The organism is Bosea vestrisii (assembly GCF_030144325.1).
Lineage (GTDB): Bacteria > Pseudomonadota > Alphaproteobacteria > Rhizobiales > Beijerinckiaceae > Allobosea > Allobosea vestrisii_A.
Genome location: NZ_CP126307.1, coordinates 5,196,591 through 5,212,182 on the forward strand (window position 1 = coordinate 5,196,591; position 15,592 = coordinate 5,212,182).

The window sequence follows — 15,592 nt, forward strand, 5'->3', positions numbered from 1 at the left end:
CCGCCATGCCCTTCGCCTTTCCGCGCAATGCCTATGCCGCGATGTTCGGCCCGACCACCGGGGACACGATCCGCCTCGGTGACACCGAGCTCGTCATCAAGGTGGAGAAGGATTTCACCACCTATGGCGAGGAGGTGAAGTTCGGCGGCGGCAAAGTCATCCGCGACGGCATGGGGCAGAGCCAGGTCACCAATGCCGATGGCGCGGTCGACACCGTCATCACCAATGCGCTGATCCTCGACCATTGGGGTATCGTGAAGGCCGATATCGGCATCAGGGCCGGGCGCATTTGCGCCATCGGCAAGGCCGGCAATCCCGACATCCAGGCCGGCTTCGGCAATTTTGCACCCGACGAGACGATCATCGTCGGTCCCGGCACCGAGGTCATCGCCGGTGAGGGCAAGATCGTCACCGCCGGCGGCTTCGACAGCCATATCCATTTCATCTGTCCGCAGCAGATCGAGGATGCGCTGATGAGCGGGTTGACCACCATGCTGGGCGGCGGCACCGGCCCGGCCCATGGCACGCTGGCGACGACCTGCACGCCCGGTCCCTGGCATCTCGGCCAGATGATCAGGGCGGCCGAAGCCTTCCCGATGAACCTCGCCTTCGCCGGCAAGGGCAATGCCGCGCTGCCGGGCGCGCTCATCGAGATGGTCGAGGCCGGCGCCTGCGCCCTCAAGCTGCATGAGGATTGGGGCACAACCCCGGCCGCGATCGACAATTGCCTTTCGGTCGCCGACGAATACGACGTCCAGGTGATGATCCACTCCGACACGCTGAACGAGTCCGGCTTCGTCGAGGACACGATCAAGGCGATCAAGGGCCGCACCATCCACGCCTTCCACACCGAAGGAGCGGGCGGTGGCCACGCGCCGGATATCATGAAGGTCGCGGGCCTGCCGAACGTGCTGCCGTCCTCGACCAATCCGACGCGGCCGTTCACCGTCAACACGCTCGACGAGCATCTCGACATGCTGATGGTCTGCCATCATCTGTCGCCGTCGATCCCGGAGGACCTCGCCTTCGCCGAGAGCCGCATCCGCAAGGAGACGATCGCCGCCGAGGACATCCTGCACGATCTCGGCGCGCTCTCGATGATGTCATCCGACAGTCAGGCGATGGGCCGCATCGGCGAGGTGATCACCCGCACCTGGCAGACAGCCCACAAGATGAAGGTTCAGCGCGGGCCGTTGCCGGAGGATGCCGGCACCGGCGCCGACAATTTTCGCGTCAAGCGCTATGTCGCCAAATACACGATCAACCCCGCGATCTCGCACGGCATATCCCGGCATATCGGCTCGATCGAAGTCGGAAAGCTCGCCGATCTCGTCGTCTGGTCGCCGGCCTTCTTCGGCGCCAAGCCAGACCTCGTCGTCAAGGGCGGCTCGATCGCCGCCGCACCGATGGGCGATCCCAACGCCTCGATCCCGACGCCGCAGCCGGTGCACTACCGGCCGATGTTCGGCGCCTTCGGCAAGGCGGTGACATCGACCTCGCTGGTCTTCGTCTCGCAGGCGGCAATGGCGAACGGGTTGAAGGACCGACTTGGGACCGACAAGGAGATGGTCGCGGTCGAGAACACCCGCGGCGGCATCTCGAAGAAGAGCATGATCCACAACGACGCGACGCCGGACATCCAGATCGATCCAGAGACCTATGCGGTGGTGGCGGATGGCGAGCTGCTGGTCTGCGAGCCTGCCAGGGAGCTGCCGCTGGCGCAGCGCTATTTCCTGTTCTGAGCGACGAAGGCAGCGGGAACATCGCTCGCCACTGCCACGTTTCCTCCCATCGCAGATCAGGGAGGGATCCATGGCCAAGACAGTAGACCCGAAGGGCCAGCGGCCCGAAGCGCTCGCGACCTTCGCCGCCAGCGCCCGCAACGACGGCAAGAAGCCGGAGGAGATCGGCCTCGAGGCTACCGAGGCGACGAAGCCGCTGGTGACATCCCCTGAAAAGAAACACGACGCCGCGACGAAGGTCCTGCGCGAAGGCGTTCTCGGCAAGGATCAGGGCGCCGACGAGGCGATCGACAAGCTGCCGGATAGGACGCGCCGGCGCTGAGCCCGGAAGTTGCTTCGCGTTCAAGATTGACACCTGCCTGGGCTCTCCTTCTTGTAGGCGGCTAAAGAAAACTGGCCGTCCAGGGAGGTTGCCTTGTTTCGTCTTTCCCATGCTGCCGTGCTTGCCGGCACGGCTTTCGCTGCCTTTGCGACGCCCGCCGCCGCCCAAGGACAGGTCACCGTCTACTGCTCGATCCTCGAGGAGCAGTGCCGTGAGGGCGCCTCGATCTTTGAGAAGGCGACCGGGATCAAGGTCCAGATGGTGCGCAAAAGCACCGGCGAGGTCTATGCGCAGGTCAAGGCGGAAGCGACCAATCCGCGCGGTGACGTCTGGTGGGGCGGGCCGGGCGAGCCGCATCTGCAGGCGGCCGACGAGGGTCTGCTGGATGAGTACAAATCGCCGAAGCTGACGGAGCTGCATGACTGGGCCAGGCGCCATGCCGAGCAGTCGAAATTCCGCACCTCCGGCATTTATCTCGGCGTGCTCGGCATCGGCTACAATCTCGAGACCCTGAAGGGCAAGAAGCTGGCCGAGCCGAAATGCTGGGCCGATCTGCTCGATCCCAAGTTCAAGGACGAGGTCCAGATCGCCGATCCCAGCTCGTCCGGCACGGCCTATGTCTTCCTCGCCACCACGGTCCAGCGCCTCGGCGAGGACAAGGGCTTCGAGTTCCTCAAGAGCCTGCACAGGAACATCAGCCAGTACACCAAGTCGGGCATCGCCCCGGTCAAGGCGACGGCACTCGGCGAGACGGCGGTCGGCATCGCCTTCATGCACGACATGCTGACGCAGAAGCTGCAGGGCGCGCCGATCGGCATCGTCGCTCCCTGCGAGGGCACCGGCTACGAGACCGGCTCGGTCTCGCTGATCAAGGGCGGCAAGAACCCCGAGGCCGCGCGGAGATTCGTCGATTTCACGCTCTCGCCGGAGGCGCAGGACATCAACGCCAAGCTCAAGATCAACTCGATCCCGTCGAACAGGAATTCCAAGCTCTCGCCTGATGCGCCCAAGTTCGAGGAGATCAAGCTGATCGACTACGACACACCGCGCTGGGGCAGCCCGGCCGAGCGCTCGCGCCTGCTGAAGAAATTCGACGACGAGGTGAAGGCGCTGCCGCGCTGAGGGCGGCGGCGTTTAGAGCGTGCTGACTTTCCACGGACCCCACCCTCGTCATCCTGGGCGAGCGAAGCTCGGCCCGGGATCCATCGTAGAGCTCCGGAGCCTTACGATGGATCCCGGAGCTGCGCGGCTTCGCCGCTTGTCCAGGATGACGGCGTAGTTCCGAGTCAAATCGGCACGCCGTAGACGCCAGAAATCACCGCACCGGCGGCGCGTATTGCAGGCCGCCCTGCGTCCACAGCCGGTTCATGCCGCGCGGCAGGTTGAGCGGCGATTTGGCGCCGAGATGCCGGTCGAAGCTCTCGCCGTAATTGCCGACGGCCTTGACGATACGCACGACCCAGTCATTGCTCAGGCCGAGGCTCTCGCCGAACTTACCCTCGCTGCCGAGCAGGCGCTTGATCTCGGGATTGTTCGACTTCACCATCTCGTCGACATTGGCTTGGGTGATGCCGAACTCCTCGGCGTTCAGCATGGCGTAGACGGTCCAGCGCACGATATCGAACCAGGCGTCGTCGCCCTGGCGGACCCAGGGGCCGAGCGGCTCCTTCGAGATCATCTCGGGCAGGAGGTCGTGCTCGGCCGGGGCCTTGAGCTTCATCCGGTTTGCCGCCAACTGCGACAGGTCGGTGGTATAGGCGTCGCAGCGCCCCGCTTCATAGGCCTGGATCGTCTCATCGAGCCCGGCATAGGCGATGACTTCGTATTTCATGCCGTGATTGCGGAAATAGTCGGCGAGGTTGAGCTCGGTCGTGGTGCCCTGCGCCACGCAGATCGAGGCGCCGTTAAGCGCCTTGATGTCCTTCACGCCCGTGCTCTTGCGGACGAGGAAGCCCTGGCCGTCGAAATAGTTGATCGCGGTGAAGTTGAGGCCGAAGCCGGCGTCGCGGCCGAGCGTCCAGGTCGTGGTGCGCGAGAGCACGTCGATCTCGCCGCTCTGCAGCACCGTCAGCCGGTCCTTGGAGGCCAGCGAGATGTACTTCGCCTTCTCCTGGTCGTTGAAGATCGCCGCAGCCAGCGCCCGGCAGAGATCGGTGTCGAAGCCGCGCCATTGCCCCTGCGCATCGGGAAGCGAGAATCCGGCGACGCCTTGGCTGGTTCCGCAGATCAACTGGCCGCGCTGCTTGATCCGCTCCAGCGTCGTCTGGGCCTGGGCGGCCAGCGGAAGCGCCGCCGCGAGGCAGAGGCCCGCCAGGGCGCTGCCGAAATTGCGGGCATGGCGTGCTGAAAGTCTGAGCATGAGTTCCCCTCGATTATTGGCCAGCCGATCTAACAGTCTGGGCGTCAGTCGAGCCAGAGGTATTTATGCGGCTAATCGATTGGGGCGTGCATCCAGGCGCTCTTCTTGGCCGTACCCCGCGTGTGCGTAACAGTGGAGATCCGTCCCGGCATGTCCGATCCCGTCCTCGTCATCGCCCGCGCCAGGGTTCTCCCCGCCGAGCGCGAACGCTTCATAGCGGCGGCGCGCGATTGCATTGCGGCAACGCGTCGCGAGCAGGGCTGCCTCGGCTATGACATCTGTGAAAGCCTCACTGATCCCGGCGATTTCGTCAGCGTCGAGAGCTGGGAGAAGCGCGCCGATGTCGACCGGCACATGCAGCAGCCTCACCTCAAGGCCTTTCTCGCCATTGCCGGGACTTGCGTCAGCGTCGCTCCGGTGATCGAAGTGGTGGAGCCGCGATCGGTCGATCGCCTCTGATCCATCACGCCACGGGTTTCGTCATGCAGCGCGCCATTTCCGTCGTCCGCAAGGCCGCGGTCAAGCAGGACCGGGTCGTCGAGACGCTCACTCTCGATCATGAGGACCGCAATCGTCGACGCGTCGCGCTCAAGGGCGATGGCGGCCGCGATATCCTGCTCGACCTCGACAAGGCGACAGCGCTGAACGATGGCGACGCGGTCAAGCTCGAGGACGGCTCGCTCGTCCTGATCAAGGCGGCGGCGCAGAAGCTGATCGAGATCACCGCCGAGAACCCGCTGCGGCTGGCGCGTGTCGCCTGGCATATCGGCAACCGCCACACTCCGGCGGAGATCACCGCGAACGCGATCTATATCGAGCACGACCATGTCCTGGCAGAGATGATCCGCGGCCAGGGCTGCGCGATGGCCGATGTCGAGCGGCCGTTCCAGCCCGAGCGCGGCGCCTACGACCATGATCACGCCGATTGTGGCCATGATCACGGCCATGGCCATTCCCATGCCGGCCATAGCCATGACCACGGCCATGAGCACCATCATACGCACGAGCATGCCCACGGCGCCGCCTGCGGCTGCGGCCACGATCACCATGACGACCACGGCCACAAGCACGACCATGGCCATCACGGCCATGAGCACGGCCACAAGGGCCACAAGCACGATCACTGAGCCATGCAGGGCGCGCTCCTGCCCCTGATGATCTGGCTCTCGCCGGCCTTCCCGGTCGGCGGCTTCGCCTATTCGCACGGGCTGGAATGGGCCTTCGAGGTCGGCGATCTCACCGACGCCGATAGCCTCGCGGACTGGCTCGATGCGCTGGTCGAGCACGGCGCGCTGCGCAACGACCTCATCCTCTTCGCCGCTTCCTGGCGGGCGAGCGGCGAGGGCGACGCCAAAGCGTTGCGGGAGGTCGCGGAATTGGCGCTCGCTCTGGCGAACTCGGCCGAGCGCCGGCTCGAGACGGTGACCCAGGGCAACGCCTTCGCCTCCGCGATCGCCGCCTCCTGGCCGTGCGCGTCCATCGACGCGTTGCGCGCTGCCTGGCCGGGCGATGTCGCCTATCCGATCGCCGTCGCGGTTGCTGCCAAGGGCCACGGCCTGCCGCTGCAGTCGTCGCTGGAGGCCTTCGCGCTCGCCTTCGTCGCAAACCTCGTCTCCGCCGCCGTCCGGCTCGGTATCATCGGCCAGACCGACGGCCAGAGGGTCATCGCCCGGCTGACTCCGGTCTTGCACGAAGCGGCGGTGCGGGCCGAGGCGATGGCGCTCGACGATCTCGGCGGCTGCGTCTTCCGCTCCGATCTCGCTTCGTTGAGGCACGAGACGCAGTATTCGCGGCTGTTCCGCTCGTGACCGCCGCTATCGCCATCATATTGGCACTGTTCCTGGCCGTGATCGCTGGCCTGCATGCCTATTGGGGACGGGGCGGCCTCTGGCCTGCGGCGAGTGAGGACGAGCTGATCGCCACCGTCATCGGCAATGCCGGGGCGAAGCGCATGCCGTCGCCCGGCCTGTGCCTGCTCGTCGCGCTGGCGATTGCTGTGACCGCAATCTGGCCACTGCTTCTGGTGCAGGTGCCCAGCACCGCCGCCTTGCGCCCTCTGCTCCTGCTCGGCGGCTTTGCGATCGTGGCGGTGTTCTTGCTTCGCGGCGTCGCCGGCTTCCTGCCGGCCTGGCGGCGGCTGCACCCGCGCGAGCCTTTCGCCAGCTATGATCGCCGTTATTACTCGCCGCTCTGCCTGCTGATCGCAGCAGGCTATGCGGTGCTGCTCCTGCAAGGACCCTGATCGATGACCCGCTCACCCCACGGCCCCTTGCGCGTCGGCATCGGCGGCCCGGTCGGCTCCGGCAAGACCGCGTTGATGGAGGCGCTGTGCAAGCGCATGCGCGACCGCTACGAGATCTGCGCCATCACCAACGACATCTACACCAAGGAGGATGCCCGCATCCTCACCGTCTCCGGTGCCCTGCCGGAAGAACGGATCATGGGCGTCGAGACCGGTGGCTGCCCGCACACCGCGATTCGCGAGGACTGCTCGATCAACCTCGCCGCCGTCGCGGAGATGCGCGGCAAGTTCCCCTCGCTCGACCTGATCCTGATCGAATCCGGCGGCGACAACCTTGCCGCGACCTTCTCGCCCGAGCTGGCGGACCTGACGATCTACGTGATCGACGTCGCCGCCGGCGAGAAGATCCCGCGCAAGGGCGGGCCGGGCATCACCCGCTCCGACCTGCTCGTCATCAACAAGACCGATCTCGCCCCGCATGTCGGCGCGGATCTTGCTGTGATGGACCGGGACTCGAAGACCATGCGCGGCAAGCGCCCCTATGCCTTCACCAATACGCGGGCGGGGGAGGGCGTTGACCTGGTCGTCGATTTCATCGAGACCGCCGGCGGGTTGAAGGTGCCGGCCCTGAGCTGAGGATAGGACACCGACGATGCGCGCGACCGGATCTCTTGCCATGCTGCTGACCCTCGTTTCGGCTCCGGCCTTCGCCCATACCGGCGCCGGGCCGGTCGATGGCTTCCTCCACGGGCTGATGCATCCACTGACCGGGCTCGACCATGTTCTGGCCATGGTCGCAGTCGGCCTCTGGGCCGGGCTCGTCGGCGGCAAGGCGCGCATTGCCTATCCCACAGCCTTCGTCGGCACGATGGCGCTGGCCGGCGCCTGGGGCATGTCGGGCGGTGCGCTGCCGGGCGTCGAGACAGGCATCGCCCTCTCGGTGATCATCCTTGGAGCCGCGGTCGCGCTGAAGGCCTCGCCGCCGCTCGCTGCAGGCACGCTCGCCTGCGGCATCCTCGCGATCTTCCACGGCTTCGCCCATGGCGCCGAACTGCCCGAGAACGCCAGCGGCCTCGCCTATGCGCTGGGCTTCGTCGTCGCCACGGCCGCGCTTCATCTCGTCGGCATCCTGTTGGCAGGTGCTCTTGCTGTCCGTGCGCCACTTCTCGCCCGCGTCGCCGGCGGCGGGCTCGTGCTGGCAGGTGTCGCGCTCCTCGCAGGCTGAGGCGGGCGTCATCGCCATGTCATAAGGAGCAGCCAAGCGCGCCGTCCTTTCAGTGGCGGAGGCGGGGCATGAGTCTGCACATCACCGGCGGCGAGGTGCTGACCGAAGCGCTCATCCGCGCCGACCTCGTCACGGATGGGGAACGCATCGCCACGCTGGACGGCGCCCCTCCGGCCAAGGCGCTGCAAATCGATGCCACCGGCCTCTACGTCCTGCCCGGCATCGTCGACTGCCATGGCGACGCCTTCGAGCGCCATATCATGCCGCGGCCGGGCATCTCCTTCGACATCGACCTCGCTCTGCGCGACGCCGACCGCGCCATCCTTTCGAGCGGCATCACCACCGCCTTCCACGGCGTCACCTGGTCGTGGGAGCCCGGTTTGCGCGGCGCCGACAACGCCCGTCGGCTGGTCGAGCGGATTGCGACGCTGAAGCCCGAGCTCGGCGCCGACACGCGCTTCCACCTGCGCCACGAGACCTTCAATCTCGCGGCCGAGGCCGAGATCATCGACTGGCTTGGCGCAGGGCGCGTCGGCGTGCTTGCCTTCAACGACCATACCGGCGGCATCCTGAAATCGAGCAGCCGGCCGGGCAAGATCGCCAAGATGGTCGAGCGCGCCGGGCTGACGCATGAGCACTTCATGGCGCTGGCGGAGAATGTCTGGGCGCGCAAGGACGAGGTTCCGGGCTCGGTCGAGCGGCTCGCCGCGGCGGCGCGCGCTGCCGGTATCCCGGCGATGTCGCATGACGACATGACCCCTGAGATGCGGCGCTGGTATCGCAGCCTCGGCGTCGCCGTCGCCGAATTCCCGATCAACGAGGCGACGACACGCGAGGCCGCCGCCCATGGCGAGGCGATCGTCTTCGGCGCGCCGAACGTCGTGCGCGGCGGCTCTCATCTCGATTGCCCGGCGGCCGAGGCGATGGTGCGCGAAGGGCTCTGCACCATCCTGGCCTCGGACTACTATTATCCCGCCCTGCCGCTCGCGCCCTTCATCCTGGCGCGCAACGGCGCGGCGGATTTCGCCACCGCCTGGCGGCTGGTCTCGCAGGGGCCTGCAGAGGCGCTCGGACTCTCCGATCGTGGCGTCATCGCGCCCGGCAAACGCGCCGACCTCGTCCTCGTCGTGCCGGAACCGCAGCCGCGTGTCGTCGCGACCATCGCCGGCGGCCGGCTGGTGCATCTGGCGGATCAGCGCATTCTGGGCTGAACTAGGATCGAGGCTGAGGGCAAGGGGAGAGGACGATGGCGCGCTGGTCCGACTCGATGAAGCTGTCCGAATACAAGGAATACGAGACGTATCTCCAGGTCCCTGGCGTCTACGAGATCGGCTATATCCAGCGCGAAACCTTCTATCCGAAATACATCGGCAAGGCGCCGGTGACGCTCTACCAGCGCATCCGCACCTATGGGCGCGATCTCGGACGCGGCTCCCACAACCGCTTCATCCGCGAGCTGGTCGAGGTCAACTATCATCGCCTCTGGTTTCACGTCATCCGCGTCAGCCGCCCCGGCGGGGCGGCGCTGCGCGAGGCTCTGCTGATGAACCGGTTGAGCATCGGTGAGGGCGGCCTCTACGAGTGGAACTGCCGCTACGAATACGCGCCGCTGAGCGAGGCGGGGTATGTGCTGAGGTAGAGAGGTGGGTATGGAGCGCGCAGCCTTCGACCCGAATCGAGCAATATTGAACGCCGTGAAGGGCGAATGATGTTGGTCGCGCTGAAGAAGAAGGGGCGGGTGACGGCCTGGAAGTTCAGCCACGCTGGCCGGCGAAACGGGTGCTTATCGATGCGCTCGCTCTGGAGAAGTTGCGAGCCGTTCAATCGAAACTACCGGCGGGGCTCGGCTTGATCCTGACTCGGGGCTACGAGGCGAAGAGCTCGAATCTCGGGCTTGCACGACGGCAGCTTCGCGCAGCTGGGATCATGCTGTTCAAGTTGTTCTATCCCCAGCGGAGAAACGAACTTCTGGAGATATTCGGCAGCAATGGACACGATGTCGACGGCAACCATGTCGACGTTTCTATTTCTCTGAATGGCCGCCGCGTCGAACTATTGCCACTCAGCGTGTTCACGCCGGAAGCTTGGCAGCAGCGCCGCGTTCGGAAAAGCGCCGGCGCCGTGGAGCTGGTTCAGGCCGCATTGAAGGACGCAGGCTTTCGAATTCATCGTAATCCGACCGAAAGCCTACAGATTCACTGTGATCTGATTCCAAGCGAGACGAAATGAATAGATTTCGTGGCTGATTCCCGCGGCGCGCCGAAAGACCGGCTCTCATCCGTCGTGGCTGCCTGAATCCGACCCGTCGGCCGATCCGCTGGCTCCCCTCAGCTCGCATACCCTTTCACGCTCGACAGCGCCGTCATCACGCCGCGCAGCTCCGCGAGGCCACGCAGGCGCCCGACCGCCGGATAGCCCGGGAATGAGCCCTTCTTGGCGTCGTCGAGCAGTTCATGGCCGTGGTCCGGGCGCATCGGGATGCGCCAATGCCGCCAGCCGGCGGCCTTGCGGCGGGTCTGCTCGGCCATCAGCGCGTCGACGAGCGCGACCATGTCGGTGTCGCCGCCGAGGTGCTCGGCCTCCATGAACGAGCCGTCCGGGTCCTTGGCGACGTTGCGCAGATGCGCGAACCAGATCTTGTCGGCGAAGCGTCGCGCGATTCCCGGCACGTCGTTCTTTGGATTGGCGCCGAGCGAGCCGGAGCAGAGCGTGAGCCCGTTCGAAGGGCTGTCGACCGCGCCGAGGATGAAGGCGATGTCGTCCTCGTTCGAGCAGATGCGCGGCAGGCCGAACAGTGACCGCGGCGGGTCGTCCGGATGAATGCACATGCGGATGCCGACCTCTTCCGCAATCGGAATCACCGCTTCGAGGAAGCGCTTGAGGTTGGCGCGCAGGCGGTCATGACTCATGTCGGCATAGCGCGCGAGGATGCGCTTCAGGCCCGCCACGTCGTAGCGGTCATAGGCGCCGGGCAGGCCGGCCATGATGTTGGCCATCAGCTTGGCCCGGTCGGCCTCCGAGGAACGCTCGAACCAGGCCTTGGCCTTGTCCATGACTTCGGCGGAATGGCCTTGGTCGGCGCCCGGCCGCTGCAGCATGAAATGGTCGACGACGACGTATTCGTGCAGGTTGAAGCGCAGCGCCGTGCCGCCGCCGGGGAGGGGCTGGGCGAGGTCGGTGCGGGTCCAGTCCAGCACCGGCATGAAGTTGTAGCAGACCACCTCGATGCCGCAGGCGGCGAGATTGCGCAGCGACTGGCGGTACTTGGCGAAGATCGTCTCGAGGTCGCCTTCGCCGATCTTGACGTCCTCGTGGATGGGCAGGCTCTCGACCACCGACCAGCGCAGCCCGAGGCTCTTGTCCTGCTCGATGATCGCCTTGCGCGTCTCGATCTCCTCGACACTCCAGACCACGCCATAGGGGATCTGATGGAGCGCGTTGACGATGCCGCGGGCTCCCGCCTGCCGAGCCTGGGCGAGCGTCACCACATCGTCCGGGCCGAACCAGCGCCAGGTCTGTTCCATCGTCGCGTTTCCTCGTAGGCGGGCCGTCGGTTGCGGCCTTGTCAGGCAGGTTTGTTGAGGCCGCCAGTCGCGGCAAAGGCGTCGACATGGTCGCGCGCGATCGTCTCGATGGCGTCGAAGACGGTACGCAGATGCGCCCGCATGGTCCGCTCGGCCTTGGTCGCGTCGCCGGCGCTGACGGCTTCGGCGATCTGGCGGTGTTCGCCGAGGATCATCTCGGACCAGCCGCCGGTATCGAGCGACAGGCAGCGCACCCGGTCGAGCTGGGCCTTGACGCTCTCGATCAGGTTCCAGACCGAGGGGTGGCCGGAAAGCCGCGCCAGCTCCGCATGGAATTCCTCGTCGCCGCGGAAGAAGCTGGGCCGGTCGTCCTCCGCGAGCGCCTGTTCCTGCTGCTGGATCAGCGCGGCGAGGTTGGCCTTCCCGGCCTCGTCGATCTTCTGCGCCGCCAGCACGACTGTGCGGCATTCCAGCGTTTCGCGCACGAACTGGCTGTCATAGACGGCGGCGAGGTCTATCGGCGCGATGAAGGTGCCGACCTGCGGCACAACGACGAGGAAGCCGTCCTCGACCAGCCGCTTGAACGATTCCCTGACCGGCGTCCGGCTGACCCCGAATTGCAGCGCCATGCGCGCTTCCGAGATCGCCTCCCCCGGACGCAGTACCGCATTCAGCACGTCGCCGCGCAGCGCCCGGTAGATCTGGTCGGTGCTCTGTCTCGCCGCGGCGATGCCCATTGCCAAGCTCTTGTTCACTAGTATACTAGGATACCGGCTCGAACGGAGGCGTCAACTCCGAAAGCCGCGAATTCAATAGAAGCCGGTGCTAAAAGTGCCGCAAGAGCCCGCTTTTCACGGGCTGGGGAAACAGCAGGCGGCGAGGCCGCCGGGAGGGGAGATCATGGTCCAGGATACGATCCATCGCCGTACATTCCTCGGCGGCGTCGCTGGTGTAGCCGGTTTGGCCGCTGCACCCGGCGCTTTCGCGCAAGGTCTCAAGCTGCCGGCCTCGCCCGTCGCACTCAGCATCATCGACGTCGGCGGCGCGCTCGCTCTGGTGCAGGCGCCGCTGGAGAACTACGCCAAGGGGAATCCCAAGGTGGTCTCGCGGATGACCTTCACCAAGGCTCCCGCTCCCGAGCTACCGGCCAAGTTGAAGGCGCAGCAGGACGCCGGCCGCGTCGACATCGATTTCGTCATCGGTGGCCTGGATGTGCTCTCGGCCGGCATCGACCAGAAGCTCTGGGTCGAATTGCTGCCGCGCTTCGCTTCCGATCTGCCCAAGCCCGACGAGGTGTTCCTCAAGCCTGCGCTCGCCATGCACAATCTCGGGCGCGGCCAGGGGATGGCGATGGTCTATTACCCGTCCGGCCCGCTGCTCGAATACATGCCCGACAAGGTCAAGACCCCGCCGACCACGGCGCAGGAGCTGCTTGATTGGAGCAAGCAGAACAAGAACCGCTTCCTCTATGCCCGCCCGGCCAATTCCGGCCCGGGCCGCACCTTCATCATGGGCCTGCCCTACATTCTCGGCGATAGCGATCCCAAGGATCCGGCCAAGGGCTGGGACAAGACCTGGGCCTATCTCAAGGCGCTGGGCGAGAACATCGAATACTACCCCGGCGGCACCGGCGCGACGATGAAGGAGCTCGGCGATGGTTCGCGCGACATCATCGTCTCGACCACGGGCTGGGACATCAATCCGCGTGTGCTCGGCGTCGTGCCGAAGGAAGCCAAGATCCAGACCTTGAAGGGCTTCCATTGGGTCACCGACGCCCAGTACATGATGATCCCCAAGGGCGTCTCGGACGAGAAGCTCGCCGTGCTGCTCGACCTGATCCGCCACATGCTGACGCCGGAGCAGCAGGCCTACACCTATGACGAGGGCTACTTCTATCCGGGCCCGGCGGTGAAGGACGTGCCGCTTTCGATGGCGCCGGCGGCCAGCCGCAAGGCGATCGAGGAATACGGCCGTCCGGAATACGACAAGCTGATCGCCGAGAACCCGATGGAAACCCCGCTCGACCCCGACAAGATGGTCGTCGCCTTCCGCATCTGGGACGAGCAGGTCGGCGGCGCCAAGCGCAAATAGCCTCTGCTGAAATCAACGAGCAGGCCGGTTCTTGACCGGCCTGCCGCCTTGCTGTCGCCTGCGGGCAGCTGACCGCCAATCCGTTCGAACTTGATGGTCTCTCATGTCGATACATGCCGCGAATTTCCGCGAACTCAGGCTCGATCGGCTCTGCCGTGACTTCCGGGACGCATAACGCCGTCAAGGACGTCTCGCTGACGATCAAGCAGGGCGAGTTCATCGCGCTGCTCGGACCCTCCGGTTGCGGCAAGTCGACGACGCTGAACCTGATCGCCGGGCTGCTGCCCGCGACCGGCGGCGGCATCTGGCTCGACGAGAAGCGCATCGATCCGCTCCGCCCGGAGGAGCGCGGCTTCGGCATGGTCTTCCAGAGCTACGCGCTCTTCCCGCATATGACCGTGCGCAAGAATATCGGCTTCGGCCTCAAGATGCGCGGCATGGCCAAGGCCGAGAGCGACCAGCGCGTCGCGGAGGCGGTCGCGCTCGTCCGATTGCAGGGCCAGGAGACGAAGCTGCCCGGCCAGCTCTCCGGTGGCCAGCAGCAGCGCGTCGCCATCGCCCGCGCCATCGCCGTGCAGCCGCCGCTGGTGCTGATGGACGAGCCACTCTCCAATCTCGACGCCAAGCTGCGCCTCGAGATGCGCGCCGAGATCCGGCGCATCCACAACACGCTCGGCGCCACCACCATCTACGTCACCCACGACCAGGAGGAGGCGCTCTCGCTCGCCGACCGCATCGTGGTGATGCGCGATGGCGAGATCCGCCAGGTCGGCGGGCCTGAGGACCTGTTCTCGCGGCCCGACCATCTCGACGTCGCCGAGTTCATGGGCTTCCGCAACAAGGTCGCCGGCCGCGTCACCTCAGTCGCTGACGGGCAGGCGACGGTGACCTGCGGCGAGGTCGGCGTCACCGGACGCACGAGGTCGCAGGTCGCGGCCGGGCAGGGCGCTCATATCTCGATCCGCCCCGAGGACCTGCATCCGGTGGCCGATGGCGCGCCGGGGCTTAAGGCCAAGGTCGTCTCGACCGAGTTCCATGGCCGCGAATTCGTCGGCTTTGCGCGGATGGCGGACGACACGCCACTGACCTTCCTGGCCGACAGCCGCATCGCGCCCGGCACCGAGATCCGCCTCGCCGCCGCTCCTGATCGCGTCCTGGTCTTCGGAGAGGGCGCATGAGCACGCTGTCCGGAGCCGCATCCGGCGCCAACGAGATTCCACTCAAGCAGCGCCTCGCCGCGCGCGGGCTCGATGGGTTGACCCTGCTCGTCCTGCCGGCGGTGATCTTCCTGCTGGCGCTGTTCATCTACCCGTTCTTCTACGGGCTGTTCCTGTCCTTCAATCCGAAGGCCGGTGGCGCGCTGGCCAACTACCAGCGCTTCTTCTCCGATTCCTTCCTCTACGGCACGATCGCGACCACGCTCTGGCTCGCCATGCCGGTAACGATCCTGACGCTGCTGCTGGCGATCCCGATCGCCTTCCGCGTCCGGCTGATGGAGAACCAGCGCCTGCTCACCACCATCCTGGTGATTCCGATCACGCTCGGCACCGTGCTGGTTGCGGAAGGGCTCCTGAACTATCTCGGCCCGCAGGGCTGGTTCAACCGCACGCTGATGACGTTCGGCATCATCTCCTCGCCGGTGAAGCTCCTGCACAATTACTGGGGCGTGATGATCTCGCTCGTCATCACCGGCTTTCCCTTCACCTTCCTCTTGACCCTGTCCTATCTCAGCGGCGTCGATCCGGCGCTGGAGCAGGCCGGCGCGACCCTCGGAGCCGGGCCCTGGGATCGCTTCAAGCACATCCTCTTCCCGCTGCTGCTGCCTGGCCTCGCCATCACCTTCTGTCTCAGCTTCGTGCAGGCCTTCTCGGTCTTCCCCTCGGCGGTGCTGCTGGGGGCGCCGGCGGGGCCGACGCGCGTCATCTCGATCGCCGCCTACCAGGCCGCCTTCGAGGAATACGATTACTCGATGGCCTCGGCCGTCGCGATGATCATGGGCATGGTCCAGCTCGCCATCGTCGTCGCGGTTCTGGGCTTGCGCGGCATGCTCTATCGCGGCCCGGCCGGCGGCGGGAAGGGCTGATCCG

General features: G+C 66.1%; 17 protein-coding genes and 1 pseudogene. 15 read left to right on the forward strand and 3 right to left on the reverse strand.

Annotation, left to right across the window (positions count from 1 at the left end; all coding sequences use genetic code 11):
• Positions 1-5: 5 nt before the first annotated feature.
• The 3 genes from ureC to QO058_RS25525 all read left to right on the forward strand — a co-directional run bounded on the left by ureC (position 6) and on the right by QO058_RS25525 (position 3,186).
• On the forward strand, positions 6-1,742 hold the full coding sequence (gene ureC, locus QO058_RS25515) for an urease subunit alpha (protein ID WP_284169006.1): 1,737 nt from the start codon (positions 6-8) through the stop codon (positions 1,740-1,742).
• 70 nt (positions 1,743-1,812) lie between these two features.
• The gene (locus tag QO058_RS25520) at positions 1,813-2,064 is read left to right on the forward strand and encodes a hypothetical protein (RefSeq protein WP_284169007.1); all 252 of its coding nucleotides are present in this window, start codon (positions 1,813-1,815) and stop codon (positions 2,062-2,064) included.
• A gap of 93 nt (positions 2,065-2,157) precedes the next feature.
• Complete coding sequence (locus QO058_RS25525) at positions 2,158-3,186, forward strand: ABC transporter substrate-binding protein (RefSeq protein WP_284169008.1); 1,029 nt, start codon at positions 2,158-2,160, stop codon at positions 3,184-3,186.
• A 193-nt stretch (positions 3,187-3,379) separates the two neighbouring features.
• Here the strand turns inward: QO058_RS25525 and QO058_RS25530 are convergent, their stop codons facing one another.
• Positions 3,380-4,423, reverse strand: coding sequence for an amino acid ABC transporter substrate-binding protein (locus tag QO058_RS25530; RefSeq protein WP_284169009.1), 1,044 nt, complete (start codon positions 4,421-4,423; stop codon positions 3,380-3,382).
• 150 nt (positions 4,424-4,573) lie between these two features.
• Here QO058_RS25530 and QO058_RS25535 point away from each other — a divergent pair, with 150 nt between their 5' ends.
• The 9 genes from QO058_RS25535 (at position 4,574) to QO058_RS25575 (ending at position 10,119) form a co-directional block, all read left to right on the forward strand.
• A complete protein-coding gene (locus QO058_RS25535; protein ID WP_284169010.1) occupies positions 4,574-4,882 on the forward strand; it encodes a putative quinol monooxygenase in 309 nt (102 codons plus the stop codon).
• 23 nt (positions 4,883-4,905) lie between these two features.
• Positions 4,906-5,550: an urease accessory protein UreE gene (locus tag QO058_RS25540; protein ID WP_284169011.1), complete on the forward strand. Its 645-nt coding sequence runs from the start codon at positions 4,906-4,908 to the stop codon at positions 5,548-5,550.
• 3 nt (positions 5,551-5,553) lie between these two features.
• On the forward strand, positions 5,554-6,231 hold the full coding sequence (locus tag QO058_RS25545) for an urease accessory protein UreF (protein ID WP_284169012.1): 678 nt from the start codon (positions 5,554-5,556) through the stop codon (positions 6,229-6,231).
• Positions 6,228-6,665: a DUF3995 domain-containing protein gene (locus QO058_RS25550; RefSeq protein ID WP_284169013.1), complete on the forward strand. Its 438-nt coding sequence runs from the start codon at positions 6,228-6,230 to the stop codon at positions 6,663-6,665. Before QO058_RS25545 ends, QO058_RS25550 begins: the two co-directional genes overlap by 4 nt.
• 3 nt (positions 6,666-6,668) lie before the next feature.
• Positions 6,669-7,301 (forward strand): urease accessory protein UreG, encoded by a 633-nt coding sequence (gene ureG, locus QO058_RS25555; protein ID WP_284169014.1) that lies wholly within the window; start codon positions 6,669-6,671, stop codon positions 7,299-7,301.
• A 40-nt stretch (positions 7,302-7,341) separates the two neighbouring features.
• Positions 7,342-7,890, forward strand: coding sequence for a HupE/UreJ family protein (locus QO058_RS25560; protein WP_284169015.1), 549 nt, complete (start codon positions 7,342-7,344; stop codon positions 7,888-7,890).
• Between the two features lie 68 nt (positions 7,891-7,958).
• A complete protein-coding gene (locus tag QO058_RS25565) occupies positions 7,959-9,101 on the forward strand; it encodes an alpha-D-ribose 1-methylphosphonate 5-triphosphate diphosphatase (protein ID WP_284169016.1) in 1,143 nt (380 codons plus the stop codon).
• Positions 9,102-9,136: 35 nt separating this feature from the next.
• The gene (locus QO058_RS25570) at positions 9,137-9,529 is read left to right on the forward strand and encodes a hypothetical protein (RefSeq protein WP_284169017.1); all 393 of its coding nucleotides are present in this window, start codon (positions 9,137-9,139) and stop codon (positions 9,527-9,529) included.
• Positions 9,530-9,669: 140 nt separating this feature from the next.
• The gene (locus tag QO058_RS25575; RefSeq protein ID WP_284169018.1) at positions 9,670-10,119 is read left to right on the forward strand and encodes a hypothetical protein; all 450 of its coding nucleotides are present in this window, start codon (positions 9,670-9,672) and stop codon (positions 10,117-10,119) included.
• Positions 10,120-10,217: 98 nt separating this feature from the next.
• On the opposite strand, the gene uxuA is transcribed toward QO058_RS25575, so the two are convergent.
• Positions 10,218-11,414, reverse strand: a complete 1,197-nt coding sequence (uxuA, locus tag QO058_RS25580) for a mannonate dehydratase (protein WP_284169020.1) — start codon at positions 11,412-11,414, stop codon at positions 10,218-10,220.
• A gap of 41 nt (positions 11,415-11,455) precedes the next feature.
• Entirely contained in the window at positions 11,456-12,151 is a 696-nt protein-coding gene (locus QO058_RS25585) for a GntR family transcriptional regulator (protein ID WP_284169021.1), read from the reverse strand.
• 163 nt (positions 12,152-12,314) lie between these two features.
• Between QO058_RS25585 and QO058_RS25590 the strand changes: the two genes are divergently transcribed.
• The 3 genes and pseudogenes from QO058_RS25590 (at position 12,315) to QO058_RS25600 (ending at position 15,588) form a co-directional block, all read left to right on the forward strand.
• Complete coding sequence (locus tag QO058_RS25590) at positions 12,315-13,505, forward strand: extracellular solute-binding protein (protein WP_284169022.1); 1,191 nt, start codon at positions 12,315-12,317, stop codon at positions 13,503-13,505.
• Positions 13,506-13,608: 103 nt separating this feature from the next.
• Positions 13,609-14,683: pseudogene (locus QO058_RS25595) on the forward strand (ABC transporter ATP-binding protein).
• The gene (locus tag QO058_RS25600; protein ID WP_284169023.1) at positions 14,680-15,588 is read left to right on the forward strand and encodes an ABC transporter permease; all 909 of its coding nucleotides are present in this window, start codon (positions 14,680-14,682) and stop codon (positions 15,586-15,588) included. The pseudogene QO058_RS25595 and the gene QO058_RS25600 overlap by 4 nt, the downstream one beginning before the upstream one ends.
• The last annotated feature ends 4 nt before the right edge of the window (positions 15,589-15,592 follow it).

What these genes read in the sequence shown, in the direction of transcription:
- ureC (WP_284169006.1), top strand. Translation starts at nt 6, where the DNA reads ATGCCCTTCGCCTTTCCGCGCAATGCCTATGCCGCGATGTTCGGCCCG.
- QO058_RS25520 (WP_284169007.1), top strand. Translation starts at nt 1,813, where the DNA reads ATGGCCAAGACAGTAGACCCGAAGGGCCAGCGGCCCGAAGCGCTCGCG.
- QO058_RS25530 (WP_284169009.1), bottom strand. Translation starts at nt 4,423, where the DNA reads ATGCTCAGACTTTCAGCACGCCATGCCCGCAATTTCGGCAGCGCCCTG.
- QO058_RS25535 (WP_284169010.1), top strand. Translation starts at nt 4,574, where the DNA reads ATGTCCGATCCCGTCCTCGTCATCGCCCGCGCCAGGGTTCTCCCCGCC.
- QO058_RS25540 (WP_284169011.1), top strand. Translation starts at nt 4,906, where the DNA reads ATGCAGCGCGCCATTTCCGTCGTCCGCAAGGCCGCGGTCAAGCAGGAC.
- QO058_RS25545 (WP_284169012.1), top strand. Translation starts at nt 5,554, where the DNA reads ATGCAGGGCGCGCTCCTGCCCCTGATGATCTGGCTCTCGCCGGCCTTC.
- ureG (WP_284169014.1), top strand. Translation starts at nt 6,669, where the DNA reads ATGACCCGCTCACCCCACGGCCCCTTGCGCGTCGGCATCGGCGGCCCG.
- QO058_RS25560 (WP_284169015.1), top strand. Translation starts at nt 7,342, where the DNA reads ATGCTGCTGACCCTCGTTTCGGCTCCGGCCTTCGCCCATACCGGCGCC.
- QO058_RS25565 (WP_284169016.1), top strand. Translation starts at nt 7,959, where the DNA reads ATGAGTCTGCACATCACCGGCGGCGAGGTGCTGACCGAAGCGCTCATC.
- QO058_RS25570 (WP_284169017.1), top strand. Translation starts at nt 9,137, where the DNA reads ATGGCGCGCTGGTCCGACTCGATGAAGCTGTCCGAATACAAGGAATAC.
- uxuA (WP_284169020.1), bottom strand. Translation starts at nt 11,414, where the DNA reads ATGGAACAGACCTGGCGCTGGTTCGGCCCGGACGATGTGGTGACGCTC.
- QO058_RS25585 (WP_284169021.1), bottom strand. Translation starts at nt 12,151, where the DNA reads ATGGGCATCGCCGCGGCGAGACAGAGCACCGACCAGATCTACCGGGCG.
- QO058_RS25590 (WP_284169022.1), top strand. Translation starts at nt 12,315, where the DNA reads ATGGTCCAGGATACGATCCATCGCCGTACATTCCTCGGCGGCGTCGCT.
- QO058_RS25600 (WP_284169023.1), top strand. Translation starts at nt 14,680, where the DNA reads ATGAGCACGCTGTCCGGAGCCGCATCCGGCGCCAACGAGATTCCACTC.